This is a genomic window from Sphingomonas sp. RS2018 (assembly GCF_054489605.1).
In genome coordinates this window covers 21,764-47,625 of the sequence record NZ_JBTMWL010000006.1, presented here as the reverse complement: position 1 = coordinate 47,625, position 25,862 = coordinate 21,764, and the positions used below count along the sequence as shown (strand labels likewise).

The following is a 25,862-nucleotide window of genomic DNA, read 5'->3' as shown; positions in this document are numbered from 1 at the left end:
CAGAGCCGGGGGGCCAGCACGGGATCAGGTCTTGCATTCACTCGAAGCCAGGCAGCAGCCTTCTGGAGAAATCTTCCAGCTGCTCGTCGACGCGATCACCGACTACGCTCTCTACATGCTCGATCCGGATGGTCGGATCGTAACCTGGAATTCGGGGGCCGAGCGCTTCAAGGGTTATGCGCCGGACGAGATCATCGGCGAGCATTTCTCGCGCTTCTTCTCGCAGGAGGATCGCGACGCCGGCCTTCCCGCCCACGTAATTGCGGCTGCCGCCCGCGAGGGCCGGTTCGAAGCCGAAGGTTGGCGCGTCCGGAAGGATGGCAGTCGGTTTTGGGCGCACGCCATTCTCGATGCCATCCGTGACGAAGACGGGTCGCTGCTGGGCTTTGCCAAAATCACGCGTGACGTGACGGAGCGGAAGGAGCGGGAGCGTGCGCTGCGCGAGAGCGAGCGTCGATTTCAACTGCTCGTCGGCTCCGTCGAGGACTACGCCATCTACATGCTGGACCTGCAGGGCCATGTGACGACGTGGAACGCCGGCGCCCGTCGCTTCAAGGGCTACGAGGCCGACGAGATCATCGGCCAGCATTTCTCCCGCTTCTTCCTTCCCGCGGACCGGCGGGAGGGTCTGCCCGCTCGCATCCTCAAGACCGCGGCAGAAGAAAAGCGCTTCGAGATGGAAGGCTGGCGCCTGCGCAAGGACGGAGAAAAATTCCTCGCGCACGTGGTCGTCGATTCCATTTACGACGACGACGGCAGTCTCGTTGGCTTTGCCAAGATCACCCGCGACATCACCGAGAAGCGTCGCCTCGAGCAGGCCAACTATGAAAGCGCACTGCAACTGAGGATGCTGGTGCAGGGGGTGCGCGACTACGCCATCTACATGCTCGACACCCACGGCACGATCACCAGCTGGAACCCAGGCGCGCGAGCGATCAAGGGCTACGAGGAGGAAGAGGCCGTCGGTCAACACTTCTCGCTCTTCTACACGACAGAGGACCGCGCACGGTGGGCACCAGCAGCGGCCCTTGCGACATCCCTGCGCGAAGGCAAGTTCGAGGCCGAAGCTCAGCGCGTGCGCAAGGATGGAAGCCTGTTCTGGGCGCATGTGCTGATCGACCCTATCTTCAACGAGGCCGGCGAGCATGTCGGCTTTGCGAAGATCACGCGCGACATCGACGAGAGGAAGCAGGCGGAGCAGGAGCTCCGTCAAACCCAGGAGGCGCTGCTTCAGTCGCAGAAGCTGCAGGCGCTCGGCGAGTTGGCGGGCGGCATCGCGCACGACTTCAACAATCTGATGACCGTCATGCGCGGCTCGGCCGACTTCCTGCTGAAGCAGCCGGACCTGCCGCTCGAGAAGCGCAACCGCTACCTTAACGTCATGCTCGAGACAGCCGAACGCGCGACGAGCCTGACCTCGCAGCTCCTCGCCTTCGCCCGCCGCCAGCCGCTAGAGCCGGAAGTCATCGACCTCAGCGTCCGCCTCGATGCAATGGGAGAGATGCTTCAGCGCACGCTTGGCAGCTTGTATGACTTGCAGCTCAATCTTACTCCGGAGCTCTGGCTGGTCGAGCTCGATCCCACTGGTCTGGAAGCGGCCCTGCTGAACGCGGTCCTTAACGCCCGCGACGCCATGCCCGAAGGTGGTCGCATCACTATCACGACCAGGAATTCCTCGCTGCCGCAAGGCGACGGGGTCCTCCTGTCCATCGCGGACACGGGTGAAGGCATCAAACCCGAAACGCTCAAGCGCGTGTTCGAGCCGTTCTTCACGACCAAGCCTGCTGGCAAGGGAACGGGGCTCGGCCTCTCTCAAATCCATGGCTACGCCGTACAGTCCGGCGGAACGGCCACGATCCAGTCCAAGAGGGGAGAAGGCACCACTGTCGAGCTCTGGCTTCCCCGCACGAGCAAGCAAGCGACACGCCACATCCCAACTGATGCTCGCATCACCATTCCCAGAGGTCTGCGCGTACTGCTGGTGGAAGACAGCGAACACGTACGCTACTTCGCGCGTCAGCTGCTCGATGACCTGGGCTGCGACGTCATCGAGGCTTCTAACGGTCTAGAAGCTCTGGAGCGAAGCGAAGGGCATGAGGTCGACCTGGTGTTCTCGGACATCGTGATGCCGGTCATGAACGGCTTCGAGCTGGCGACCAGGCTCAAGGAAGCGGGCAGCAGAGTCCCTGTGCTTCTTGCCAGCGGCTACAGCAGCAAGCAGTTCATACCGAAGGACCAGCGCGAGTTCCCGATCCTGCGCAAGCCATACAAGCTCGAGACGCTCGCAGCGAGCATCAACCAGCTCATGGCGACCGAGTAGGACGCCCTTGCAGGCTACCGCTGCCGGGACGAAGACGGCCTTAGCTCAATGGGCAGTCAACGGCGCGACCTCGCCTCAGCAGTTTGCATCCAAAGCCGATGTCAGGCGACCTAGACGGTCGCTATGCGTCGGTATCTCGCGAGAGTGGCTGCGTAGCACGTTTGGCGCATCGTCACCGCCGGAGAGATGCCGCATTATCGTCGTCGTGAGCAACTGCTCGCTCGAGACGCCCAGCTCCGCGGCAGCCAGATCGATCACAGCCCGAACTTCCTCCACGATCGAGAGTTCGTCGTCCTCCATTGCTCATCCTCCCCTGCGATGCGTGTGGCATGCACGACGTAGGCTGATGTCGCACCAAGAATCATTGGCGAGGCGCTGGGTGAAACGGCAACGGCGATCCCCACGAAAGAGGGCAAGCTGTAGCGTTCGCCTTGGGGCTCTACAGACTTTTGGCCATATACAGTGAACCATGCACTATCCCGAACGTTCGAGGGGTCCCGGGCGGAACCAAGAAGATGCACCTTGGCGCATCAATCGCTTCCCGCTCGGAAGTATAAACCGGCTTGGAGAGATGACATGAGTGATGGCAATCGAAGCGGCTACGGGGATACTGCCTCGGAACGTGACCTCTCGGGAAGCACGGCCGGCGCCCTCGATGGGCATGATGACCCCAATCGTGGCCCGCTCGACCGTGCAGCGAATGCCATCACCGGCGGCACTGGCGGCGTCGGCGCAGCCTTGCGCCGCGATGATCCCAGCCGCGGGCCGCTCGACCGCGCAGCCAATGGCGTGACCGGCGGCGCGGGCGGGGTCGCGGCAGCAACAACCGGCGGAACCGCCGATGATTTCGGCACTACCACCATCTCAGCGATGTTCGACAGCGAGGCTGAAGCACAGCGGGCAGTGGCAGATCTTCGCAGTGCCGGCGTCGAAGAGAACGCGCTCTCGGTCATCGCCCGCAGCAACGGCACGACGACCACTCGTGATGTCGATGGGGCAGTGACCGATGAGCATCACGAGAACCTCGCCCGCGGTATCCTTGGCGGTGGGGCTCTTGGTGCAGGTCTCGGTGTGCTTGCGCTGGCGATCCCAGGCGTCGGACCGCTCGTAGCGGCTGGTGCGATCGCGGCTTCAGCAGTGCCGGGAGCCATGGCAATCGGCGCCGCGGCAGGCGCGGCAGCAGGCACCTTCAACGAGGCTCTGAAGGGTCACGGGATCAGCGACGAAGACGCTTCCTACTACGGCAAGCACCTGACCGGTGGCGGTGTGCTCGTCACGGTTAGCGGATCATCGTCAAGAGCGGACGTCAGCGGCATCTTGCGCCGTAACGGTGGGCACAACGTAAGCAACCCGCGCACCACGGGGTTTTAACTTCGATGAGCGACCGGAAGTATCGCACTTCCGGTCGCGCTTAGGACGTAGGGCCGGGCAACGGACCGCCGCCTATCTGGCTCCGGCGCCGATCCTCGAACGTGGATCACCCGAGCTTCCCTGGACTTGCGTCCGACCTGCGTCAGCTATGCCCTCGTGCGAAGGCGAAACCGAACGCACCCATACACGTCGTTTAACGCTTCGTGCTATCAACGCTTGTCCAACCGGCCGACGTGATACCGAGAAGGGCTCACCGGTCATGTACTTAGAGGCTTTATTATCGAATCCCGCCCTGGCGGATCAAGGCAGTTGACGGAAAATGGCAAACAATCGCGCTGCCCCGCACCACCAAAACGGTGGCCCGCCGTCGACCTAGGGTCAGGACCCATTGATGTGAGCGTCGCGATCTGATTCAGGCTCCGCAAGGAGACCGGGATGAGTGACCTGTTTTGGCTGACGGATGAGCAGATCGAGCGACTGCGGCCGTTCTTTTCCAAGAGCCACGGGAGGCCGAGGGTAGACGACCGGCGGGTGCTGAGTGGCATCGTATTCGTCAACCGCAATGGGCTGCGCTGGCGAGATGCACCCAGCGAGTACGGCCCGCACAAGACGCTGTACAATCGGTGGAAGCGTTGGGGCGCGGCCGGTGTGTTCACTCGAATGATGGAAGGTCTGGCTGCAGCTGGTGCCGAGCCGCAGACGGTCATGATCGACGCAACCTACCTGAAGGCTCACCGCACGGCATCGAGCCTGCGGGTTAAAAGGGGATCTCGGCCGCCTGATCGGCCGCACCAAAGGCGGCATGAACACCAAGCTCCACGCCATCGCCGATGCGGACGGGCGCTCCTTGAGCTTCTTCATGACCGCGGGCCAGGTCAGCGACTATACCGGCGCGGCAGCGCTGCTCGGTGACATGCCGAAGGCGCAGTGGCTGCTTGGTGATCGCGGCTACGACGCCGACTGGTTCAGGGACGCCCTCCAGGCCAAAGGCATCCAGCCCTGCATCCCAGGCCGCAGGTCGCGCAACGAGCCGGTCCGGTACGACAAGCGCCGCTATCGGCGCCGCAGCCGCATCGAGATCATGTTCGGCCGCCTCAAGGACTGGCGCCGGGTCGCCACGCGCTACGACCGCTGCCCTACCGCCTTCTTCTCCGCCGTCGCCCTCGCTGCCACCGTCATCTTTTGGCTGTGATCAACGAGTCCTGACCCTAGGCCGCCGCCATCTCGGCGGCGATGCCCCTGAGCTGCCGTTCGAACTCCTCGGGCGGCAGTCCACCGGAGATCAGGTAGCGGTCGTTTACGATGACCGCCGGGACGCTGTTGATCCCGCGACCCCGCCACAGCTCCTCCTCGGCGCGCACCTGATCGGCGTAGCCATCCGACTGGAGCACTTCGCGGGCGGTGGCGCCGTCCAGTCCGACTTGTTCCGCGGCCGCGACGAGAGCCTCGGTGTTTCCCGGATCGGCCTGATCGGTGAAGTTCAGCTTTAGGAGGCGGCGCTTGAGTTCGATCTGGCGGTTGTCCTCCTTGGCCCAGGCCAGCAGCCGATGGGCATCGAAGGTGTTGTAGATCCGGCTGTCGTCCGAAGTGTTCATCGCGAAACCGACGGCCGCAGCTCGTTCCCGGATCGCCTCTCGGCCTTCACGGATTTGCGCGGGCGCCATGCCGTACTTCTCCGCGATGTGCTCGAAACCATTCTGACCACCCGCCAGCATGGCCGGGTTCAACTCGAACGGGTGGAAGGTGATGTCCGCGGCCACCTCGTCCTTCATGCTTTCAAGCGCGGTCTCCAGCCCGCCGAGCCCGACCGCGCACCACGGGCAGGAGATGTCGGAGACGAAGTCGATCTTCAGGTTCTGGGTCACGGTTCCGGTCTCCGAGGCTTTGCGCCGCTAAGGTGGTGCGCAGCCAGCGGGTGGCAAGGCGGCCCGTCGGGGCTGGCCGTCGTGCCGTTCGGCCGCATCACCCTTCGGCGATGACCAGCGCCCGGGCCGCTTCCCGGATGCGGACCCACTTGTCATATTCCGCCACCGCGTCGGGCAACGCCCGGTGGGCAACCGGTCCCGTCACGGTAGACGCCACCGTGGCGACGAGGTTGTGCACCTCCTTGTCGAGGCGATGCCCGGAGCACACCTCCGCGAGGATTTCGCCTGCCGCCTCGCGCAACGCCTCGTCGGTATTTCGCAATCGCAGCGCATGGCGTGGAAGGTCGGCGGAGCGGAGCAGCGCGCTCAGCCACTTGCCGTCCCAGGACGGCGCGCTCGCGAACAAGTCGTGGCCCGTCAGCGCCTCGACGACCCGACGGGCGACCTCGTCGTGCGGTTCCCCCTCGCTCGCCAGCTGATCCCGGCTGATGCCGTGGATCGCCTCGGCGCGCACGTCCCAGTCGGTCCAGTTGGGCGCCGGCGCGATCAGGTGGCTTTCGTGGCGCCCGCTCTGGAACACCCAAGCCACCTCGATCGGGTGGCTCCGGTCGGCTAGAGACGATGCTTCGAAATCGAGGAAGACCTTCATCTGCCCCGTGTGCATTAAGGGGCGCATGACGCAAAGCAGGTTGATCCCGAACCGGAAGGATTACCGTGCCAATCGACGGCCCACGCCTCGCTCCGCTCTCAGGTGGTAGACCCGAATCGCTGATCGTCCTCGTCCACGGCTACGGCTCGAACGGGGACGACTTGATCTCGCTTGCGGCCATGATCCGCCCGGCTTTGCCGGACGCGGCCTTCGTCGCGCCCAACGCGCCATCGCGGATCCCGCATATAGCCGCCGCCCACCAGTGGTGGCCGATCGAGACGTTCTCGATGGCCGAGCGCGCGGCTGGCGCCGCGGCGGCGGCGCCCGTCCTCGACAAGTTCATCTCGGACGAGCTGTGGAAGGCCGGACTGACGAGCGATCGCCTGCTGCTCGTCGGGTTCAGCCAGGGGACGATGATGGCGCTCCATGTGGGTCTGCGCCGTGAGAAGCCCGTCGCGGGGATCGTTGGCATCTCCGGCATGCTCGTCGCGCCGGACGTGCTGCCGGCGGAGATCCGCAGTCGACCACCCGTCCTGCTGATCCACGGCACCCAGGACGACGTCGTCCCGTTTCGCTCGATGGCTCTGGCTGCGGAGGCTCTCGAAGCCGAAGGGGTGCCGGTACAGACGCACGCCTCTACGGGCATCGCGCATAGCGTGGGTCAGGATGGCCTCGAAAAGGCGACGCGGTTTGCCAGTCGAGTGCTCGGCTGATCACGAGTGATGGGGTTGCAAAAGCAACGGCACCACGCGCATTCAGCGCGAAGTTCTTTCCCGCTTGCCTGCCCATCGGCAGGCAAGCGGCAGCGTCCTCAGAACATAGCCGAGCGGGTTCGCAGCACTGACAGCACGACCGGCGCGCCTCACTACCTCTGAAGAACACGTTAGCTCAGGTGCTCGGAAGGACGGTGCGCGTTTGACAGTACCCTCTGCGGTTCATCCCGGCGGGCTTGATCGGTATCCGCGGCAGCTTGCTGACCGCGATCAATGCGGCGATGGCGATCGCCGTAGCGCACGGGACGTTCATCGAGACCGACGGACAGCGCGTCAACGTTTAATTCGCGTGATCCCAGAGAGCTGGACATTCGGGAAACAACTAATCTCACCCCAATAAAGCCAATTTTTTCAATGAGATGCCCAGAGATTTATTAGGGGCCGGCAGTTAGTGACCAACCCGTATCAACTCGCTGAACCTTGCGCATCGTCGCGAGTTCAGAACTCGCCGATAGAGCGACCAACCGGCATGAAACGCCGAAGGTTCGCAACCCTGCGGCAAGTAGGCGTACAAGGAGAGAAGCTATGAACGATAGCAATAATGAGAAAAGTGCATTTGGCTTCGACGACCCCAATCGCGGCCCTCTAGACCGCGCGGCAAACGCAGCCACCGGCCATAGCGGCGGTTTGTCTGGCGCCATGGAAGCAGACCATACCGAGCAAAGCTTACAAGGCGGAACCGGGGTCATATCGGCGATCTTCGACAGCAACTCAGAAGCGGAAGCCGCGGTGGCGGAGCTACGCCAGCACGGTGTAAATGATTCCGACCTTTCTATGATCGCGCAATCGAAGGGCACGATGACAACCCGTGAGGGCGGTGGTGAAGTCACTGACGAGGAGCACACTAGCTATCTACGCGGCATTCTCGGCGGTGGCGCCCTTGGTGCGGGGCTCGGTGTTGCGGCTCTGGCTATTCCAGGAGTTGGCCCGCTTGCGGCAATCGGTGCGATCGCGGCTTCTGCAATTCCTGAAGCGGTTGCGATTGGTGCGGTCGCAGGCGCGGCAGCAGGTACCTTCAATGAAACGCTGAAAAAGCACGGCGTGAGCGACGAAGATTCCGCATACTACGGCGATCACCTGAAAAGTGGTGGCGTTCTGGTCACTGTGAATTCCGGCGCTGTTGACCGAAGCCAAGCTCAGGACGTCCTATATCGTAATGGCGGTCATTCCTCTTCGCAGGCACGGGCCGCAACGGTTTAACAAAACTCGACCGGGTGGTACCAACCACCCGGTCGTCAACTGCCCGGTCAGCCACCGCCGCAAAGTCTCGCCCATGTCGTCGAGCGTGTCGGCGTCCTAAGCTGCCTTCCTTACCGACAAGTGCATTTGGTTTGACGGAGCCCGCCCTACCGCTGCAAAGCGCCGTCCTCCGGTACGCCTGGTTCGTCGAGCAACTGGATTGAGGTGGCCGGCCCCAGCCGGGGCTTCGACCAGGAGGAGAGTTTCCACACGACGCGTTTGTCGAGCGTCACTTCCAGCGCCTGCACCGTTCCGGCCCATTCTTCAGGCTTCATCGCGCTTGCCACCCAATTGGTGAAGACCGTGTTGCCGTTCGCCAGCCGCTGCGCCTCCTGCACATTATACAGGTCAATGCCCGCCGCCTTCGCCTCCGCGCGACCATATTCCCACACCGTGATCCCCGCCGGCGTGACCTCGCGAACGAAGCCCTTGTTCGAGGAGATGAGCGTGTTGCCGTTTTTAAGCCGGACGGCGCCCCAGGGGGATAGCACATCGACCGACCAGACCGGCTTTCCGCCGGAATCGTATTCGACGACCGTCCCCTTGTCCATGTGCGCGACAAGCCAGTTGCCCGCCGCCGTCATCCGCACGCGCCGCATCTGGCCGTGAACCTCGTCGGGTTTCGCGACGGGCACCTCCAGTTGCTGGACGATCGTGTTCGTGGGCTTGTCGATCACGAGTGCGAGGGCGGGCTTCCCGTTCTGCGCCAGCAGCACGCGGTCGCGCCCGAGCGGTTGCAGCGAGTGGATCTCGGTCCCGTCGGGCGCGATATATTGCCAGACGATCGTCTTGTCGGGCGTGATCTCCGCTGCACCGAAGCGGGTGGTGAAGATGATGTTGCCGCTCGACAGCCGCGTGCAGTCGCCGAGTTCCTGAATGTCGGGCTTGCCGCCGCGCATCACGCGGAACTTGATCTTGTGCGACCACACCTGCTGTCCGCCGCGGATCAGGTGGATGGTCTGCTGGTCGGCATCCTTCTCATATTCACCGCAATAGAGGAACGGGTGGCGCTTCAACCCCTCCGGATCGCCAGCCGTCTGCGCGCCAGACGGGGTCACGATCGCGCAAGCAGCGATCAGCGTGATGCGGCGGATCATGGTCGGGGCCTCCTGAAGGATGTGGCGGGCGGCGCATCCTCGCGCGGGTCGTAACCGAGGTCGGCCATCGCCTGCCGCTCCGCCTGGTGCCGCGCGATACCGGCGATTTGCTGCGGTGTCGCGCCGGGCGGCGCGACGAGGATCGCCATCGGCAGGCGCACCGGCCCCGGCGGGTCGCGCTGTGGTTCGGCGACCGGTAGCGCACGGACCGGCTGACCCAACGTCATCATCTCCACCCCGGCCATCAGCAGCGCACCGCTGCCATACAGCTCGTGATTGGACGCGGTGCTAGGCTCCGGCTGGTCCCCGGCACGCTGCGCGAAGCCCAGCAGGCCGTTCGACTGTACCTTGTCCGCCAGCGCCGACCACGCGCGCAGCACGCGCGGCCGATACGCCGCGCGATCGAGGATGCCGTGGTTGATCCCCCATGCCATCGCATAGGTGTAGAAGGCCGATCCCGTCGTCTCTCCGCCTGGCGGGTCGTTCGGGTCCAGCAGGCTGGCGGGCCACAGTCCGTCGGGGCGTTGCAGCTTCGACAGGGATTCCATCATCGTCTGGAACACCGCGATGTAGCGCGGGCGACTCGCGAAATCCTGCGGCATGGTTTCCAGCACGCGCGCGATGCCCGCAACCACCCAGCCGTTGCCCCGCGCCCACAGCACCGGCTTGTCGTTCCGCGTGCGGCGCGTGGGGAACCGCTCGTCGCGCCAGAACAGCCTGTGCTCGCTCGACCACAGCCGGTCGTAGGTGCGCCACCACTGCACATCCATCGCGTGTAAATAGGACGGATCACCCGTCTGCACCGTCATTCGCGCGAATACGGGCGGCGCCATAAACAGCGCATCGCACCACCACCACACCAGCTTTTTAGGCGGAGGCGTCATCGTCAGATATTGCGCGTTATAGTCGAGCCGCTGGCGTAGCGGCGCAATCTCGCCTTCTTCTCCGCTGCGTGCGTAGAGGTCCTGATAGGCGGCACCGATCGCCAGATTATCGGCGTCGATCATGTTGCGCGGCGACCAGCCGCCAAGCATGCCGAAATTATAATGCTCGGCAACGTCGCGGACATATTGCCGCGCGCCCGACGCATCCGATACGGCCGACAGCTTGCCGAGCCCAATCAGGAAGGTCGCAGTGATCCAGTTGGCGCTGATGCCCGGCCCCCGCTGAGGCACTGCGTGTGGCCGGGCCTTGAGCACTGCGATCTGCGCAGCCGCGCTATGGTCTAGCAACGCTAGCACGCGGGCCGGATCGGGCAGTCGGTCGGGGGGGAAACGGGTCGCCTCGCGCGACAGCGGAGCAACAGGTTTCGGCGGCGGGGTCTGCGCGGCCGTGGCGACGGCGGCTAAGACTGCAGTCGTGGCAATCAGGCAGCGAAACGTTGCTTTCACCTGCGGCCCCCGTTGTGCGACAGGTCGGCAACCTGAGTAGCAGCGAGCAGAAAGGCGCCCACTCCGTAATACTGCGTGTCGGTCGCTGCCACGGCGTCGGGCCGGTCGCTTACCTGCTGCACCCAGCCAACCATTCCGTCCGTCTGCACCGCGCGGGTCAGTGCCTGCCAGCCGCGCTCAACCGCGGGCAGGGTCGCGCGGCGGTCGAGCAGCCCGTGGTTGATGCCCCAAGCGAGACCATGAACGAAGAAGCCGGTACCGCTTGATTCCGGCGCCGTCACACCGGTTGCGAGCAGCGACGGTGCCCAATAACCATCGGGCTTTTGCAGAACGATCAGCCGCGCCGCCATCGTCCGGAACAGCGCCTCGTAATAGCCGCGCCGCGGATCGCGCGGCGGCAGGATGTCCAGAATGCGGGTCAGCCCGGCGAACGCCCAGCCGTTGCCTCGCGCCCAGTAAAGCTTTTCCCCGTCCGCCCCGCGACGTGTGAAGAAGCGGCTGTCGCGGTAGTAGAGCCTGTCTTGCGGGTCGAAAAGGAATGCGGTCGCCGTGCGGAACTCGCGGTCGGCATAGTCGGCGTAGCGCTGGTCGCCCGTCGCCCGGGTCAGCGCAAACCATACCGGCGGCGCCATGAACAGCGCATCGGACCAGCACCAGCGGCGCTGGCATCCGGGCTGACCCTCGGCTTCGGGAAAGGTCAGGTCGTCCTTTGGCGCGGCGGCGATGATCGCATCAGCGCGCGCGCGGATCGCGACGACTGCCTCTGGCGGGGCGCCGTGGCGGCTCGCCCAAATATAGGTCGCGGCGATCGACTGGTCATCGGCGTGAAAGGTCCGCGGGGAGAGGCCCCAGCGATTTGTGCGTCCGTTCGCCAGCACGGCATCGACATAGCGCCGCTCGCCCGTCCGGTCGGCCAGCATGGTCAGGCCGATGTAGAACGCCGCCTGCTGCCAATCGCGCGCGCTTTTGGTTTCCGGGCCTGCGCGTGGGATGGTGGTGAAGTCGCCACGGCGCGCCAGTTGCCAGTCGGCGACACGCCGCGCCCACTTCAGCGCATCGGCCGCTTCGGCAGTGGTCACCTGCCGAGTGCCAGGCTGTGCCGCCGCCGGTATCCCGCCGACGACCAGCACCGCGGCGAGCGCCGCCGCCAGAGGTTGATGACAGGTGGTCCGGCGATTAACGATCATTGATTCCTCTCAAGCCTGTCGGGTGTTCTCGCGCCCTAGTTTCCTCGCGTCGCCCCGGCGGCGACCCGCCAGATGACCCCGCCTTTGTCGTCGACGACCAGCAACGATCCGTCGCCCGCCGTCGCCAGCGCGCGCGGGCGGCCGTGGACATGGCCCGGGCCGTCGGTGAAGCCGGTAAGCAACGGCTCCATCACACCCGAAGGACGACCGTTTCGGAACGGCACGAACACGACGTCGTAGCCGAGCAGGGTAGAGCGGTTCCACGAGCCGTGCCGCGCGACGAACGCCCCCGATCGGTAATGCGCCGGCAGCTTCGTATCCGCGCCGAACGAGATGCCGAGTGCGGACGCATGCGCGCCGACCGCGAAGTCGGGGGTGATTGCGCGCGCGACCAGGTCGGGCCGCTGCCCCTTCAGCCGCGGGTCGGGTGTTTTTCCCCAATAGCTGTACGGCCAGCCGTAGAAACCGCCCTCTTTCACCGAAGTGATGTAATCGGGTACCAGATCGTCGCCCAGCTCATCGCGTTCGTTGACCGATGTCCACAGATTGCCGGTGACGGGCTCGAACGCCATGCCGACGGGATTACGGATGCCATTAGCGAAGACGCGCTCGCGGCCGGTCTTCAAATCGATCGCGAGGATCGCGGCGCGGCGCTCCTCCTTCGCGATGCCATATTCGCCAACATTGCTGGCCGATCCGACCGCGATGTAGAGCGTGCGCCCATCGCGGCTGGCCAATAGGTTGCGAGTCCAGTGATTGTTGTAGCCAGTGGGGTCGAACCGGGTGATCCACGTCTTCGTCGCATCCGCCGCGATGGTCGTTTGTCCTAGCGTGTAGGGTATCCAGAACACGCCGTTCGCATTCGCAACGTACAGCCGCTTGCCGATCAGCTGCATACCATAAGGTTGCTGCAGACCGGCCATCAGCACCTCGCGCATGTTCGCGCGCCCGTCGCCATCGGTGTCGCGCAGCAGAAGGATGCGGTTCTTGCCGACATCGCGGAACGTCGAGTCCTCGTTTTTCCGCTCAGTCCGCGCTTCCGCAACCAGCACGTCGCCGTTCGCCAGCACGACTGCGTTGCGCGGCGAATCCAGCCCGTCCGCGAATTTATTGATCGTCATCCCCGCCGGTACCTTCAGCTCGGCACCGGGGTGAAACGGCGTTGTGTTCGGTGTGTTGACCACCGATCCGGTCGCATAGGGGGCGGGCAGCTGCGGCTTCGCGCCGATGCTTGGCCCGGTTGTCTGCGCGGACGCAGCGGTGGCGAGCAGGACGAGGGCAGGGGGCAAGATCAGTCGCAATTTGGGGCTCCATCGGGCGTCAGATAAAGGGTCGGCGGTCAAGGACGAGCCGCAGGGGCCGTTCCGTCAGCACGGTCTCGCTGCCGAGGAAGCGCTGCGGTGCTGTCAGTCTAAAGCGAACTGCTCTCCACAGGATGCGCCTCGGGCTTTGAGGATGGCAGCCTAGCTGGCGAGCGCCTGCCACTCCGCCAGCGCGGCGGAGCGTCGTTCCCGGTAGGTTTGTCGATCGATTAAGTGACGCTCCAGGCTGAAGTGATTGTGGACGTTGGCATGGACGGAGGCGAACTTCTGTAACGTCTTCATCTGCCTAAAGCGGAGCATCGCCCGCTCCCTTCGTCGGAACGGCAGATGGCTGTTCTCCACCCTGTTGTTCGCCCAGCGGCCGATCTCCTGCTTCTCGCTATTGCCGAGCTCGTTCATCGCGGCGCGGTAGCTGCGCAGGCCGTCGGTCGTGATCGCTTCCGGCGAGCCGTGGCGCTTCAGCGCCTTCCTCATGAAGCCGAGTGCTGCCGCTTTGTCGCGGGTCTTGGTGACGTAGCTCTCGAGCACTTCGCCTTCGTGATCCACCGCCCGCCAGAGGTAGACCATCTCGCCGTTCAGCTTCACGTACATCTCATCCAGGTGCCAGCGCCAATGCCGGAAGCCGCGCATGCGGCTCACCCGCTGCCGGCGGATGTCGCCGGCAAACAGCGGCCCGAACCGGTTCCACCAGAGCCGCACCGTCTCATGACAAATGTCGATCCCGCGCTCGAACAGCAGGTCCTCCACGTTCCGCAGCGACAGCGGGAAACGCACGTACATCAGCACCACGAGCCGGATCACTTCAGGGGACGAGTTGAAGTAGCGGAACGGCGAGGCCGGCTTGCGGGGACGAGGCATGTCTGGCCCCTACCCAGCTATGCTTACCGACCGGTGCATTTGGTTTGACGGAGCCCTCTGTACTACACGTGCGCTTCCTGCTCCAATGAGCCAATGAAGCCGACACCGAAGCATGTAGCGATTGAGTTTTGAATCCTAACCGTGCTGGTCAGCGGGTCGCTGCTGTATGGGATAGGCTGCGGGATCGCCTCTCTGCTGCAATAGAAACGATTCGCGGGGTTCGCCCCTGAGCATTCGATCGTATCCGTCAGCCATCCGCAGGTGCGCCAGCGCGATCGCGTTGTCGTGGCAGGCGCTGGCCTTTTCCCGTTCCTGCCGGGCTCGCTTCGCATAGTAAGCGACGTCTTCCTCGCGCATGGCTTCCTCCATCGAAAGCACCCCCTGCCCTCGAATATCGCAAGCTACCCAACCACCATGCTGGCAGCATTAAACCTGATCAACCGGCCTGCCTGCTGGGAAGTCTAAAGCCACCGGCGCAGTGGCACGGCCCAGCATTGACGGATTCGTCAGTGCTGCGGGCGACCATGCCGGCATGGAGCATTCATGAAGCACGTTGCCGACCTGGCTGGAAACCGATCCACGTCATGAGAAGCGGGCAGACGCCAAGATAGAGGGCGCTCTCCTCGTGCGAGGTGACGACGGCAGGTCGGTTGTGATCACAGACCTCAGCAGGGGATGTCAAAGCAACGGCACCACGCGCACTCAGTGCGAAAGTCTTCCCCGTTTGCCTGCCCATCGGCAGGCAACGGCAGCGTTCTCAAAACAAGGCCGAGCGGGTTCGCAGCACTGCCAGCTCCGTCTGCATGCCCGAACGCCGATAAAAAAATCGTAAGCCCCGGTCGCGGCGGCGTAGGTGCCGTACGTTTGACAGCGCCCATCGTTATCTTACGCCAATCGCCTTGTGTGCAAGGCTGTCGACGGGAACATCATGCAATATTCTGAACCGCGCCTCGATTAGGCTGAAGACGCCAAAACAGAACAGCCCAGCAGCGATGACGACATCGGCGGGGCTCGACAGCAATGTCAAGGATTCCTCCATACCCCCCGCCTCGCTGGCGCGTTTGTGAAGCCCAGCCTGAAGCAGCAGATAGCCGCTGATCATGAACACCAAACCGCGTGCCGCATAGCCCGCGCGCCCGCTCCAAAGCGCCCATGCCCGGTTCGCGACCTGAGGTTCCAGATAGCGCAGGAACTTCGCCTTCCAGGCCTTGACCAACTGCACAACGCCCAACGCAGCAAGCACGACGCCAACAAGCATCAGAAGCATATGGCCGCCAGGTATGTCGAGCGCGGCCCGAGCGCCGCCCTGCGCGCCACCGCCGGTCGCTTCGATTCCGCGGATCAACTGTACCGCTTGCCAGGCCAGAACCAGGTGGACGACGCCACTCAGTCCGGCGCCGGCACGCTCCAACACGCCCTTGCGATCGTGGCCATGTCGTTCGATGTCGAGCGTCGCGTCAACCAGCCGCCACACGCCGTAGGCGATCAATCCGGCCGCCATGACGAGCATCAGAACGCGACCACCCCCACTGGCGAGATATTGAAGCGCACCGGAGGTGTCCTCGGTGCGGCCCGTGCCGATAATCAGAAAGCCGATGACGAGGTACAATATACCGCGCGCGGCAAACCCCAGCCGGGTCAACATCGTCAGCTTCGGACCTGCGTTCATCATTGTCCCCTTCGGCGCGGTAACTGACATTGTCGGTCAAGCGTTCCTGCGACAGCCGAGGTTGTGATTGATAGCCTCGAACCCGCAGCACGACGCTTGTTTATTGTCGAGCCAGACAAGCAAGAACGGAGGGGACATGGCCCCCTCCGTCAGGTTACTCTCAATAGGCTGCGACGCGGGCCTTTGACGTATTATGTCCGCCATGCCGGTAAAGGAGATCGGTGACTGACGCCGCAGGTACTCCGTCTCGTCCCGTATCGACCGTCACCAACACCCCACCGCCGCCGAGCCGCTCGCCATAATAACTGGCGTCGTCTTCGCTGACGCCGTGCTTCACAAGCGTCTCATTCAGCGTTCCGGCCGCGGCACCGACGGCTGCGCCGACAACCGCAGCGCCCGGGACCGCCGCGGCGGCGATCGCGCCAGCCGCTACCAAGGGACCAACGCCTGGGATCGCGAGTGCCGCGATGCCAAGTCCGGCGCCCAGAGCACCACCGCCGAGAATGCCGCGGAGGACGCTGCCGTGCTCCTCGCCGACAGCTTCACCGTCGCCGTCGACCGTCGAGGCGACGCCGCCTTGCTGAGTGACGACCGACAACGCGCCATCGGACACGCCTTCGTTGCGGAGGTCGGCGACTGCCGCCTGTGCTTCTGCATTGCTGTCGAAAATTGCTGATACCAACTGTGTCATGTTCGGATTTCCTTAAGTTAGCGGACAGTGCCGCGACGAAAGAGGTTGATGATCGCGAGCAGGACGACTGCGCCGACCAGCGATACGAGCACCGACTGAACGCTGATGACGCCACCGGTGATCGGTGCGCCGCCGATCAGCGGCGTTACGATGAAGCCGGCCAGCAGTGCGCCGATGATGCCAACGACGACGTTGAGGATGATCCCCTGCTGCCCGTCAGTGCGCATGATTAGGCTGGCAACCCAGCCGATCAGACCGCCGACGACGAGAAGGACGATGAGGCCCATGATTGCTCCCTTTCGAATGTTACTGGAGATCGACCTAACCAGCGGGCGACCGCGGATGTTCAATCCAGACGATGGGCAGCGCAGGCTTGGTATAGTGCGGAAATACCAGAACACGTGGTATTCGACTGCGGAACCGGTGACCGCGAGGTGCGCTGGACGGTGATGAGTCCGTCTCCGCCCCGCCTCCAGCCGACGCTCCGTCATCTCGAACAGTTGATGGCGCAGTTGCTTGACGGCGTGATCCTGATCGATCCGTCGGGCGTGATACTCAGCGCCAATCCTGCCGCCCTCAGGATGCATGGCGTCACCGATCTGGCCGGGCTGGGCTCGACCGCCGAGGACTATGCCCGACGATTCACCCTGTGGTCCGCGGATCATCTCTTGCTCAAGCAACGCGAATATCCGCTGTTCCGTCTGCTGTCCGGCGACTCCGTGCCCGACGTTACGGTGGAGGTCGCGCCGGCCGGTGAAGACGATGTGCGATGGGTGCATAAGGTTCGCGACGTCGTGTTGGACCAGGACGGCGGCGAACCGGATTGCCTCGCGCTCGTCATCAGCGACGTTTCGGACCGCTTCGATGCGGAGGCCCGCTTCGCAGCGATGTTCCGCGCAAACCCGGCGCCGGCGATCATCGTGAGGATGGGCGATCATCGCATCCTGCAGGTGAATCCGGGGTTTCTCGCGCTTACCGGCTTCCCGCCGGAACAGCTGGTCGGCAAGAACCTGTTCGCACTCGATCTGCTACGGGGCGTCGCCGATCCGGACACGACCCGTCACAGCCTCGAAGCCGGCGATGTCGTCGCCCAGAGCGAGGCTGAATTGCGGGTCGCCGACGGAGGACGGCGCCTGGTGGTGTTCGCTGGCCAGCCGGTCGATGTGACGGACGACGATGCCCTGCTGATGACCTTCGCCGACCTTGAACCGCGACGGCTGGCCGAAACGGCACTTGCCGCAAGCGAGCGACATCTTTCCGCGGTCTTTGAAATGGCGCCCGTTGCGATGGCGATCACGAAAGGGGTCGATCATTCGATTACAGCGACCAACGCCGCGTTTCGCGCGCTGACGGGTTCCAAGTCAGATTCGGACGACGCTACCGGAACGGCTCGTTTGAGCCTTTGGCCGGACGGCGAGCAAGGAACGGCCCTGCAGCAGGAGTTGAGTAAGCAAGGCACGCTTCGTGATCGCGGAATCCGCGTATCGACGACGGATGGCGGGACGATCGACTGCCTGGTCTCTGCCGAAACGATCGGGACGCACTCGATCCTCTGGCTGCTGCAGGACGTGACGAAGCGGCTGAACCGCGAGCGGGAACTCGCGGATGCGATCGATGCGGTGTTCAAAGACGCCAGCTGGCTGAGCAGATCGATCCTCGACAAGTTGGCCACCTTGCGTCAGCCTGCGCCGTCCGCGCCGGCCGTCGATCTCACGCCGCGTGAGCGCGAAATCCTAGAACTCATATGCGATAATTTGGACGACGGCATGATCGCAGACCGTCTCGCGCTCTCCCGCAATACCGTCCGCAATCATGTCGCGCGCGTCTACGCCAAGATCGGGGTCAACCGCCGCAGCGGCGCTGTTGTTTGGGGTCGCGAAAGAGGCATAGGGTCCTCCCGCGACTGAGCCTGAAGCCCGATCCGGGCGATAAGCTCGAATCGGGTGCTGTCAAAGCAACAGCAGTACGCGCGTTAAGTGCGAAGTTCTTCCCCGCTTGCCTGCCTATCGGCAGCAAGCGGCAGCGTGCTCAGAACATAGCCGAGCGGGTTCGCAGCACTGACAGCTCCGTCTGCATGCCCGAGCGCCGATGAAAATATCGTCAGCCCCTGGTTGCGGCGGTGTAGGTGCATCACGCTGACAGCACCAAATGACTGGTTTTGCGTCCTTGCGGCGGCGCGGCTGTTGCGTAGGCGGCACGAACCGCTGCCAGGTCTGGCGGGCATTTATGCGGTACGCTTAAACGCCATCACCTCAGGCAGGATGTGCTCGGGCAGGCTTTTGAAGCCGGGTCGAGCCAGCAGGTAGCCCTGCATGTAGCGAATCCCCATGCCACGCAGCACTTCGTACTCGGCGATCGTTTCAATCCCTTCTGCCACCGTGGTGATGCCCATGCGGGCGAACATGGCAACCAGGCCCTCGACGATCATGCGACGCGGCATGCTGATGTCGATGCCACGAACCAACTCCATGTCGAGCTTGATGATGTCCGTCTGCAGCCGCGCCAGGAGCGACAGGCCGGCGTGGCCTGCGCCAAAGTCATCCAGCGCCGTCGCAAACCCCATCCGGCGGTAGGTCTCGATGATGTTGGCGACGTGTGCAGTGTCGGCCATTTCCTCGTTTTCAGTGAATTCGAAGATCAGCCGTTCGGCAGGAAAGCCGACCGCCGCGGCCGTCTTCAGTGTCAGCTGAATGCAGGCGAGCGGTGAGTACACCGCATTAGGTAGAAAGTTGATGGACAGTTGTGCTCCGGTCTCGATGATGCCTGCCTCTACGGCTTGCTCGATCGCCGCGACGCGGCACTGTTGGTCGAAAGCGTAGCGGTTCTCGCTGTTCACGGAGGCTAGAACCTCCGCCGCACCTTGACCCTCCGCTCCACGGACGAGTGCTTCGTACGCCCAGGCGTGCCCCGTCTCCACGTCGACGATTGGCTGAAAGGCCATCGCCAGGTCGAACTGCTTTTGCCCTTTCCGGCAACCGTCACACGCGCTCATGCGATCTCATCCATCCGGCTCAGCATGGGCACAAATTGCTAATTTCCCGTATGCATTTGCTAAGCGGAAGACGCAGACCTGTGTGCCAGCCCATGTCGAGATGAACGAACGGTCGCTCGCGGGGACGAGTTTCATGCGGCTGCACCTCCGATTCCGGGTCTCCCCGATAGCTCGCCACGCCCTGTGTCGACGCCGAGTGCCCTGAAATCCGACGGTAGCGATCATCACCGGCGCCTGACCGGTTTACTTTCAGCAATCAGCCGCCGCCCGGCGCCTTGGTGCCGCGGGGCCGCCTCTCCGACGGCGTCGCGTCCTGATTGTTGCCGGTCTTCCAGTCGATGCGATACAGGTCGAAGCGACGATCAGCCAGGTTGCGCACCGTGCCCTCGGCCCGGGCCCAGGTCAGGTCGGCAAGGTTTACGTCAGCGATTGTCAACGTCTCGATATTCTCGCTCGCCTCCGCGGCAATCCCGTCCCGGGCGAACGGGAAGTCGCACGGCGTGAGGATGCAGGACTGAGCATACTGGACGTCCATATTATCGACGCCGGGCAAGTTGCCGACGTTACCTGACAGGACAACAAAACACTGGTTCTCGATCGCCCGGGCCTGAGCGCAATAGCGGACCCGCATATAGCCCTGGCGGTTATCGGTGCAGAACGGCACGAAGATGATCCGGGCGCCTTCATCCACCAGGCGGCGGGCGAGTTCGGGGAACTCGCTGTCGTAGCAGATGAGCACGCCGATCGGGCCGATGTCGGTCTGGATGACGTCGACCGAACTGCCTCCTTTGATCTTCCACCAATAGGCTTCGTTCGGGGTGGGGTGGATTTTCTCCTGTGCGTGGATTGATCCGTCGCGCAGGCAAACATAGGCGACGTTCTGAATGCTGCCATCCTCGACGCGGGTCGGGTGCGACCCGCCAATGATGTTGATATTGTAACGCAGCGCCATCCGGGACAGTTCGGCGACCACCGGCGCGCGGTGTTCGGTCATGCGGTCGATCGCTTTCATCGGCGACAGCGCGTCCTGCTCGAACGACAACAATGACATGGTGAAGAGCTCGGGGAACACGACGAAATCGGAACGATAGTCGGCCGCGACATCGACGAAATATTCGATGTTCTTCACGAAGCCTGCAAAATCGTCGACCGCCCTGGCTTGAAGCTGGACGGTGGCCAGGCGCACGCTCTCGACGTCACGCGGCACCCGGAACGCAGGGGGCTCGTTCGGATCTACGTAGGGATTGCGCCAGACCATGTGCGCCGCAAACCCGCCCGACGCCTTGTCATAGGGCAGATAGCCCTTCAGCACCCCGATAGGCGTAAAGCCATTTGCAAGTTGAAAGCCGATGACCTGATCTCGGAACTCGCCCGCAGCAACCCGAGTAAGGTAATTGTCCGGCCCCGTAACTTTGGCCTTTACTCGGGCAAAACCCGGCATCCGACCGCCGAAAACGATGCCGCGCAGGTCTAATCGCTCTGCGAGCGCGCGACGCGCTTCGTAAAGGCGCTTGCCGATCCGCAGCCCGCGGTGCCGTTCGTCGACTGCCATCTCTATCCCGTACAGCCAGTCACCGGTCGGGTCGTGCCGGCTGCCGAAGCCGTTGCCGGTGATTGTCGCCCAGTCGTGAGGCGCCAGTGCAACCGCCTCATCGATTCGGGAAGAGGCGCAATATCCGACGATCGCTCCTTCAAAGACCGCAACGAACTGGCCTTGCGGAAAATTGTTTATCTGGCCGCTGATCTGACCTGCGCTGTAATTCTCGATGCCGGGGTAGGCGCGACTGATCAGCGTCAGGATGCCTGGAACGTCGCTTGGAACGGCAATGCGTAGTTCGAGGGTGGCAGGGGTCTTGCTAGGCACGTTACGCTCCTCGTGGTCTTGCAACGGTCTAACAGTTTCAGGGACAACGCGGGACGGTATTGTCCAGTCGTATCCATGCTCGCCATCATCGACAGTGTGTGTCGAGGTGCTGTCAAAGCAACGGCACCACGCGCATTCACCGCGAAGTTCTTCCCCGCTAGCCCGCCTATCGGCAGGCAAGCCGCAGCGTCCTCAGAGCATAGCCGAGCGGGTTCGCAGCACTGACAGCGCGACCGGCGTGCCCCACTACCCCTGAAGAACACGTTAGCTTAGATACTCGTAAGGTCGGTGCGTTAGGTTTGACAGCACAATCCAGATCGTTCTGCGATGCAGATGAGGCCAAGACGACCGCCTGTCCGACCTCGACCGCATGGGCGAGCAGGTCGTGCGCGTGGGAAAACGGACGCACTCGATCGCGATGGCCTCGGAAAGCGGCGTCGTGCGCGGAACCCATTGCTCTCTGTTCGACCGCATTTCATCCGGGCAGCAGCGTGGGGATCAGCATATCGGCGTCCTTTGCCGATCTGATCGTGGATTGCCTGTCGATCAACCGTCGCGTCAAATTGGGCGAACGCCTCCTCCCAAGCGAGGACGTGCAGATCGTTGCTGTCGACGAGCGTGCCGTCGATGTCGAAGAGGATCGCGCGGAACATCGTCTGGCGTCACCTCGAACATGGGATGGCAATCGCCCGCCGCGCGTGTGCGGCGGGCGATCCGATCAGGCGGCTTCGGCCTGAAGGTTGACGCCGGACTCGGCCAGCTTTGTCATGTATTCGTCGCCCCCATAAATTTCCTTGGTGGCGGCGCGCAGCGCCTTGGCATCGTCCTTGAAACCGAGGGCCTTGGCATAGGCTGAGGCAGTGCCGAACCCGGCGATCCCGTAATGCGTCATGCGCTGGTACTGCGCGATGATCAGAACGTCGAGCAGCGGGCCTTTCTCGGGGCCTTCCTCCAGCACATGTTTAGTGGCTTCGGCGACGAGACCTTCCATACCCTTGCAATGCTCTTTCGAGACCTTCTCGTCATGGGCTGCGATCAGATCCTTAAGCACTGCGGTATGCGAAGTAATGCCCTCGTGCGACTTGGCCAGCATATCCTTGAGCGCGGCGTCACTCGCCTTGCCGGTGATCTTCTTGATTACCTTCAGCATCTGGTCGTTCGCGGACCACAGATCCTTCAGCTCGTCGATATAGATTTCCTGAAAATCCTGGGGAGCGGGCATCTTATTTCCTTTATTATGCAGGGTCGCCGCCCCGTAGGCCAATTATCGAGATCGGCCGACGATGATGGTAATGACAAAGCAACGCCGGTGCGATCTATATGGGCCCGTCAGATTTTTTTCGATGATCGTCCCTGCGCCAATTTTCCGTGAATGCTGCTCGAAGAACAATTTGATCTATGTATCGTTCGACTTGATATCGACTGAGAATGCTGACGCATGGCTGCCAGATCACGCAGCCAGAGGCGATGCTGTGTCCGCCGGCCCGCTGAGCTCGGAGATTGCGGCCGCAACCTGCTCGGGGACTGCGAAGTGGAGAAGGTGGCCCTGTCCGGCCACTACGCGCAGTTCGGCCTGGGCGACATCACGAGCAAGGCGTTCCGCATGCTTGCTCGGATGGGTGATGAGGTCCCCGTCTCCGGCCATGACGATGATCGGTAGTCTGAGTTCATCATAGCGGCGCGACAACTGGATGGCGGCGGGGATCATCATCGCGCCTTCCGCTGCCGCGGCGCGCATCTGGGCTGGGCGCAATGTCATGGCGATTGGAAACTGTGCCATCTTGTCTGGTAAGGGCGCTGGCGCGAACGACGCCTTCATGGCCAACGGGCCGGTAAGCAATGCTGAGATCGGCAGGACCGTCTGCGCCATCAGGTCGCCCACGCCAGGCAGTGCCGGAAGTGCTGCGGGCAAAACGTCGGGACGGGCGGTGCCGTAATAATATCCAGACAACAGCACGAGGCCGGAAACCAGTTTCGGGTGATCGAGTGCCATCGCAAGCGCGACCATCGTTCCCCAGCTGTGGCCGACCACGACAGCCTGCTTCACGCCCAACTGCTCCAGCGCGGCGGCGATGAGCTTGGCCTGAGCAACGGGCGTCCATGCCGTCGTTCGCGGACGGCTGGTATAACCGAACCCCGGCCGGTCGAAAGCCAGTACGCGGTTCCGCTCGGCGGCAAGCGGAAGTACGCCGCTAACTTCGTAATCCTGCAGCAGCACGCCATTGCCGTGGAGCAGCACGACGACTGGCCCAGTGCCACGATCGACGTAATGAAGCCTGACGCCGTCCACTTCCATGAACTTGCCGACCGGCGGCGTCTCTGCCTCGGCGCGGCGTGTCTGCACGCGATTGAATATTGCGGTCGCGACGAGCGCGGCGGCAGTTGCGCCAAACCAAGCGAACGCAACGGAATTTTTTCGAGGGCGAGCGGTATAAGAAGTCTCGTTCGATACTGAAGGCAGTGATTTCTTGTTTGGTTTTGCTGTCATCGATCTTGAACCATTGTGCAGTGCACAAAGTTGCATTTAGCGCCTGTTGACTGGCTTAAAGCATTTTCAAGCGGGCGTCGGCCGAGGTGAAGCAGGAACGCGCCGTCGCGTGCGGCAAGATCGTCATATGAAAGCGAGAGTTCAGCAGCTGCCCGGTTCTCACAGACATGCGCCACGGTGCCCGCAGATTGGCGTCGCTGGCGGCCCGACCAGCGTGAAAACCTGCCTGCCCGAGGATCGGAACAGAACACCCACCAACAGCTATCGCATCGGGTCGGGAACGAGACAACCCTCCCGCCGCAAACGAAGCTGGCAAGCAATGATCCATCCTTTATGCTGAATATATATTGAAAAGGACCCGGCTATCTTTGCTAGGTGCTTTGGCTCAAGGCACACGCTTCAACGTCTTTCGCTTGCTGGTACGGCATGAACCGGACGGTATGGCCGCAGGCGAAATTGCTCGTCAGCTAGGCGTGCCGCAAAATACGATGTCGGCGCATCTCGACATTTCTTGCCCGAAGCGGTTTGATCCGATCCGCACGAGATAGCCGCTCAATCGTCTATCACGAGGATCTGGACGGATGGCGCGCGCTGACGCTGCTCCTCATCAAGATTGCTGCGCCGGTTCACCCGAGCTGTGCGAGCAGCTCTTGGTCAAACTTACTCCCTTCTGTTGAAAGGACGCCCCTGGCCGCCGCTTTTAAAAAGGAAAGCACACCCGGATAGCAACGATCGCAACGGCGAAGGTAATTATGTTCAACGGTAATCCAACACGAACGAAATCCATGTAGCGGTATCCGCCCATCTGATAGACGATGACGTTGGTCTGGTAGCCGAACGGCGTGGCGAACGCCGCACTTCCCGCCATCATCACGGCGACGAGGAAGGGTCGTGGGCTGACTCCCAGGCTTTCGGCCAGCGCCACCGCGATCGGGGTTACCAACACCGCCACGGTCGCATTCGACAACAGCTCGGTCAGGATCATCGTCAGTCCGTACAGAACAATCAACGCGACCAGCGGGCTGAAATCATGCAGCGATCCGACCAGCGCGCCGGTGGCGGCAGCGGCCAAGCCGCTCTCCTCCATCGCGATGCCGATCACGACCATGCCCGCGATCAGGATCAGGATCTGCGGCCGCAAACCCCCGTACGCTTCGTCCGCGGTGATGACCCGCAGCAAGATTAGCAGCACCGCTCCCGCAAACGCCGACGCTGCGATCGGCGCGATGCCGAGCGCCGCCGTGGCGATCGCACCGACGAACACCGCACCCGCGATCGCCGCCTTCGCGGGCTGAAACGCCCGGCGTTCGGCGAACAGCTCAACATCGCCGACCTGCGCTCCCGGCGCTTCGAAATCGGGAGCACGCTGGTCAATCGCGGGGCTAGTGAGGCTGCGTCCCATCAGCTTGCCGCTGAACAGGAAGAGGTAGAGCCCGCCCGCAAGCGCCAGTGGGAGACCGACAGGCGTAATCTCAAACAACCCAAATCTCGGCTGGCCGGCGACACGGGCCATATCGTCTACCAGCAGGTTGGTGGACGTTCCGATCAGCGTGCAGCAGCCGGTCAACACGGTGATGTAGGACAGCGGCATCAGGTAACGTTTAGGCGGCAGCTTCAACGCGGTCGCGACGTCGCGGATGACCGGCGCCCCCATCACGACGATGGGCGTGCTGTTGAGGAAGCAGGAAAAGCAGCCGATGACACCCAGCAATACCCAGAGCCCGGCCGCGCCCATCCGCTTGCACATCCTGACCGCCGCTTCGATCGCGTGATCGAGGAGGCCAGACAGCTCGAGCGCGTAGGCGATGACGAACAGCGAGGCGAGGGCGATGATGGCGGGACTGGCAAAGGCCCCCTGCACCTCGACCGGGCGGACGACGCCTGTCATGAGTAGCACCGCGGCGCCCGCCAAGGCGACGACGTCGGACCGCACCCTGTCCCAGATCAGCGCCGCGACGACAGCGACCAGCACGACCAGCGTCAAGATCTGTTCGACGTTCACTGAAGCGCGGCCGGCGGTGGCTGTGCGGGAATCGTCATGTTGATGATGAAGCCATTGCCGGAAGTTGTTATGCCGTATCCATGA

General features: G+C 63.1%; 25 protein-coding genes and 1 pseudogene. 8 read left to right on the top strand and 18 right to left on the bottom strand.

Annotated features, from left to right (window positions below):
• The first annotated feature begins 31 nt into the window (after positions 1–31).
• Positions 32–2,320: a PAS domain S-box protein gene (locus ACX40P_RS14710; protein WP_459127115.1), complete on the top strand. Its 2,289-nt coding sequence runs from the start codon at positions 32–34 to the stop codon at positions 2,318–2,320.
• A gap of 75 nt (positions 2,321–2,395) precedes the next feature.
• On the opposite strand, the gene ACX40P_RS14705 is transcribed toward ACX40P_RS14710, so the two are convergent.
• Positions 2,396–2,620, bottom strand: coding sequence for a hypothetical protein (locus ACX40P_RS14705; RefSeq protein WP_459127114.1), 225 nt, complete (start codon positions 2,618–2,620; stop codon positions 2,396–2,398).
• Positions 2,621–2,896: 276 nt separating this feature from the next.
• Here ACX40P_RS14705 and ACX40P_RS14700 point away from each other — a divergent pair, with 276 nt between their 5' ends.
• Both ACX40P_RS14700 and ACX40P_RS14695 read left to right on the top strand, forming a co-directional pair.
• A complete protein-coding gene (locus tag ACX40P_RS14700; RefSeq protein WP_459127113.1) occupies positions 2,897–3,691 on the top strand; it encodes a hypothetical protein in 795 nt (264 codons plus the stop codon).
• 435 nt (positions 3,692–4,126) lie between these two features.
• Positions 4,127–4,883, top strand: a protein-coding gene (locus ACX40P_RS14695; protein WP_459127112.1) for an IS5 family transposase whose coding sequence is annotated in 2 segments (ribosomal slippage) — positions 4,127–4,464 and positions 4,463–4,883 — 759 coding nt in all. Because the reading frame shifts where the segments join, the coding sequence is not laid out codon by codon here.
• 16 nt (positions 4,884–4,899) lie between these two features.
• On the opposite strand, the gene ACX40P_RS14690 is transcribed toward ACX40P_RS14695, so the two are convergent.
• Complete coding sequence (locus tag ACX40P_RS14690) at positions 4,900–5,556, bottom strand: DsbA family oxidoreductase (RefSeq protein WP_459127111.1); 657 nt, start codon at positions 5,554–5,556, stop codon at positions 4,900–4,902.
• A gap of 97 nt (positions 5,557–5,653) precedes the next feature.
• Positions 5,654–6,205: a 3'-5' exonuclease gene (locus ACX40P_RS14685; RefSeq protein ID WP_459127110.1), complete on the bottom strand. Its 552-nt coding sequence runs from the start codon at positions 6,203–6,205 to the stop codon at positions 5,654–5,656.
• 65 nt (positions 6,206–6,270) lie between these two features.
• On the opposite strand from ACX40P_RS14685, the gene ACX40P_RS14680 reads away from it, so the two are divergent.
• Both ACX40P_RS14680 and ACX40P_RS14675 read left to right on the top strand, forming a co-directional pair.
• Positions 6,271–6,918, top strand: a complete 648-nt coding sequence (locus ACX40P_RS14680; protein ID WP_459127109.1) for an alpha/beta hydrolase — start codon at positions 6,271–6,273, stop codon at positions 6,916–6,918.
• A 585-nt stretch (positions 6,919–7,503) separates the two neighbouring features.
• Entirely contained in the window at positions 7,504–8,178 is a 675-nt protein-coding gene (locus ACX40P_RS14675; RefSeq protein WP_459127108.1) for a hypothetical protein, read from the top strand.
• 146 nt (positions 8,179–8,324) lie between these two features.
• Here the strand turns inward: ACX40P_RS14675 and ACX40P_RS14670 are convergent, their stop codons facing one another.
• The 9 genes from ACX40P_RS14670 to ACX40P_RS14630 all read right to left on the bottom strand — a co-directional run bounded on the left by ACX40P_RS14670 (position 8,325) and on the right by ACX40P_RS14630 (position 16,719).
• A complete protein-coding gene (locus ACX40P_RS14670; RefSeq protein ID WP_459127107.1) occupies positions 8,325–9,314 on the bottom strand; it encodes a beta-propeller domain-containing protein in 990 nt (329 codons plus the stop codon).
• Complete coding sequence (locus tag ACX40P_RS14665; RefSeq protein ID WP_459127106.1) at positions 9,311–10,489, bottom strand: glycoside hydrolase family 88/105 protein; 1,179 nt, start codon at positions 10,487–10,489, stop codon at positions 9,311–9,313. The genes ACX40P_RS14670 and ACX40P_RS14665 overlap by 4 nt, the downstream gene beginning before the upstream one ends.
• A 212-nt stretch (positions 10,490–10,701) precedes the next feature.
• Positions 10,702–11,892, bottom strand: coding sequence for a glycoside hydrolase family 88/105 protein (locus ACX40P_RS14660; RefSeq protein ID WP_459127105.1), 1,191 nt, complete (start codon positions 11,890–11,892; stop codon positions 10,702–10,704).
• A gap of 35 nt (positions 11,893–11,927) precedes the next feature.
• Positions 11,928–13,193 carry a PQQ-dependent sugar dehydrogenase gene (locus ACX40P_RS14655; protein WP_459127104.1) on the bottom strand — a complete coding sequence of 422 codons (1,266 nt, stop codon included), beginning with the start codon at positions 13,191–13,193 and terminating at the stop codon, positions 11,928–11,930.
• Positions 13,194–13,355: 162 nt separating this feature from the next.
• Entirely contained in the window at positions 13,356–14,072 is a 717-nt protein-coding gene (locus ACX40P_RS14650) for an IS6 family transposase (RefSeq protein WP_459127103.1), read from the bottom strand.
• A gap of 135 nt (positions 14,073–14,207) precedes the next feature.
• Positions 14,208–14,429: a hypothetical protein gene (locus ACX40P_RS14645; protein WP_459127102.1), complete on the bottom strand. Its 222-nt coding sequence runs from the start codon at positions 14,427–14,429 to the stop codon at positions 14,208–14,210.
• A gap of 523 nt (positions 14,430–14,952) precedes the next feature.
• Positions 14,953–15,741 carry a DUF1206 domain-containing protein gene (locus ACX40P_RS14640; protein ID WP_459127101.1) on the bottom strand — a complete coding sequence of 263 codons (789 nt, stop codon included), beginning with the start codon at positions 15,739–15,741 and terminating at the stop codon, positions 14,953–14,955.
• 160 nt (positions 15,742–15,901) lie between these two features.
• On the bottom strand, positions 15,902–16,432 hold the full coding sequence (locus tag ACX40P_RS14635) for a hypothetical protein (protein ID WP_459127100.1): 531 nt from the start codon (positions 16,430–16,432) through the stop codon (positions 15,902–15,904).
• 17 nt (positions 16,433–16,449) lie between these two features.
• Complete coding sequence (locus ACX40P_RS14630; protein ID WP_459127099.1) at positions 16,450–16,719, bottom strand: GlsB/YeaQ/YmgE family stress response membrane protein; 270 nt, start codon at positions 16,717–16,719, stop codon at positions 16,450–16,452.
• A gap of 162 nt (positions 16,720–16,881) precedes the next feature.
• On the opposite strand from ACX40P_RS14630, the gene ACX40P_RS14625 reads away from it, so the two are divergent.
• Positions 16,882–18,339 carry a PAS domain S-box protein gene (locus ACX40P_RS14625; RefSeq protein WP_459127140.1) on the top strand — a complete coding sequence of 486 codons (1,458 nt, stop codon included), beginning with the start codon at positions 16,882–16,884 and terminating at the stop codon, positions 18,337–18,339.
• Between the two features lie 317 nt (positions 18,340–18,656).
• Here ACX40P_RS14625 and ACX40P_RS14620 read toward each other — a convergent pair whose 3' ends face one another.
• The 3 genes from ACX40P_RS14620 to ACX40P_RS14610 all read right to left on the bottom strand — a co-directional run bounded on the left by ACX40P_RS14620 (position 18,657) and on the right by ACX40P_RS14610 (position 21,887).
• Positions 18,657–19,424, bottom strand: coding sequence for an EAL domain-containing protein (locus ACX40P_RS14620; RefSeq protein WP_459127098.1), 768 nt, complete (start codon positions 19,422–19,424; stop codon positions 18,657–18,659).
• A 256-nt stretch (positions 19,425–19,680) separates the two neighbouring features.
• A complete protein-coding gene (locus tag ACX40P_RS14615) occupies positions 19,681–21,288 on the bottom strand; it encodes a GNAT family N-acetyltransferase (protein WP_459127097.1) in 1,608 nt (535 codons plus the stop codon).
• A 293-nt stretch (positions 21,289–21,581) separates the two neighbouring features.
• On the bottom strand, positions 21,582–21,887 hold the full coding sequence (locus tag ACX40P_RS14610) for a hypothetical protein (RefSeq protein ID WP_459127139.1): 306 nt from the start codon (positions 21,885–21,887) through the stop codon (positions 21,582–21,584).
• Here ACX40P_RS14610 and ACX40P_RS14605 point away from each other — a divergent pair.
• Positions 21,780–22,025 (top strand): hypothetical protein, encoded by a 246-nt coding sequence (locus ACX40P_RS14605; RefSeq protein WP_459127142.1) that lies wholly within the window; start codon positions 21,780–21,782, stop codon positions 22,023–22,025. The genes ACX40P_RS14610 and ACX40P_RS14605 overlap by 108 nt on opposite strands.
• Here the strand turns inward: ACX40P_RS14605 and ACX40P_RS14600 are convergent.
• Both ACX40P_RS14600 and ACX40P_RS14595 read right to left on the bottom strand, forming a co-directional pair.
• On the bottom strand, positions 22,007–22,510 hold the full coding sequence (locus ACX40P_RS14600) for a ferritin-like domain-containing protein (RefSeq protein WP_459127096.1): 504 nt from the start codon (positions 22,508–22,510) through the stop codon (positions 22,007–22,009). The two genes, ACX40P_RS14605 and ACX40P_RS14600, sit on opposite strands and share 19 nt — an antisense overlap.
• A 228-nt stretch (positions 22,511–22,738) precedes the next feature.
• Entirely contained in the window at positions 22,739–23,776 is a 1,038-nt protein-coding gene (locus ACX40P_RS14595) for an alpha/beta fold hydrolase (protein ID WP_459127095.1), read from the bottom strand.
• Between the two features lie 344 nt (positions 23,777–24,120).
• On the opposite strand from ACX40P_RS14595, the pseudogene ACX40P_RS14590 reads away from it, so the two are divergent.
• Positions 24,121–24,453, top strand: a pseudogene (locus tag ACX40P_RS14590) (ArsR/SmtB family transcription factor).
• Between the two features lie 23 nt (positions 24,454–24,476).
• On the opposite strand, the gene ACX40P_RS14585 reads toward ACX40P_RS14590, so the two are convergent.
• Positions 24,477–25,778 (bottom strand): SLC13 family permease, encoded by a 1,302-nt coding sequence (locus ACX40P_RS14585; RefSeq protein WP_459127094.1) that lies wholly within the window; start codon positions 25,776–25,778, stop codon positions 24,477–24,479.
• Positions 25,779–25,862: the final 84 nt, after the last annotated feature.

What these genes read in the sequence shown, in the direction of transcription:
- ACX40P_RS14705 (WP_459127114.1), bottom strand. Translation starts at nt 2,620, where the DNA reads ATGGAGGACGACGAACTCTCGATCGTGGAGGAAGTTCGGGCTGTGATC.
- ACX40P_RS14700 (WP_459127113.1), top strand. Translation starts at nt 2,897, where the DNA reads ATGAGTGATGGCAATCGAAGCGGCTACGGGGATACTGCCTCGGAACGT.
- ACX40P_RS14685 (WP_459127110.1), bottom strand. Translation starts at nt 6,205, where the DNA reads ATGAAGGTCTTCCTCGATTTCGAAGCATCGTCTCTAGCCGACCGGAGC.
- ACX40P_RS14675 (WP_459127108.1), top strand. Translation starts at nt 7,504, where the DNA reads ATGAACGATAGCAATAATGAGAAAAGTGCATTTGGCTTCGACGACCCC.
- ACX40P_RS14670 (WP_459127107.1), bottom strand. Translation starts at nt 9,314, where the DNA reads ATGATCCGCCGCATCACGCTGATCGCTGCTTGCGCGATCGTGACCCCG.
- ACX40P_RS14660 (WP_459127105.1), bottom strand. Translation starts at nt 11,892, where the DNA reads ATGATCGTTAATCGCCGGACCACCTGTCATCAACCTCTGGCGGCGGCG.
- ACX40P_RS14650 (WP_459127103.1), bottom strand. Translation starts at nt 14,072, where the DNA reads ATGCCTCGTCCCCGCAAGCCGGCCTCGCCGTTCCGCTACTTCAACTCG.
- ACX40P_RS14645 (WP_459127102.1), bottom strand. Translation starts at nt 14,429, where the DNA reads ATGCGCGAGGAAGACGTCGCTTACTATGCGAAGCGAGCCCGGCAGGAA.
- ACX40P_RS14640 (WP_459127101.1), bottom strand. Translation starts at nt 15,741, where the DNA reads ATGAACGCAGGTCCGAAGCTGACGATGTTGACCCGGCTGGGGTTTGCC.
- ACX40P_RS14635 (WP_459127100.1), bottom strand. Translation starts at nt 16,432, where the DNA reads ATGACACAGTTGGTATCAGCAATTTTCGACAGCAATGCAGAAGCACAG.
- ACX40P_RS14630 (WP_459127099.1), bottom strand. Translation starts at nt 16,719, where the DNA reads ATGGGCCTCATCGTCCTTCTCGTCGTCGGCGGTCTGATCGGCTGGGTT.
- ACX40P_RS14625 (WP_459127140.1), top strand. Translation starts at nt 16,882, where the DNA reads ATGAGTCCGTCTCCGCCCCGCCTCCAGCCGACGCTCCGTCATCTCGAA.
- ACX40P_RS14620 (WP_459127098.1), bottom strand. Translation starts at nt 19,424, where the DNA reads ATGAGCGCGTGTGACGGTTGCCGGAAAGGGCAAAAGCAGTTCGACCTG.
- ACX40P_RS14600 (WP_459127096.1), bottom strand. Translation starts at nt 22,510, where the DNA reads ATGCCCGCTCCCCAGGATTTTCAGGAAATCTATATCGACGAGCTGAAG.
- ACX40P_RS14595 (WP_459127095.1), bottom strand. Translation starts at nt 23,776, where the DNA reads ATGACAGCAAAACCAAACAAGAAATCACTGCCTTCAGTATCGAACGAG.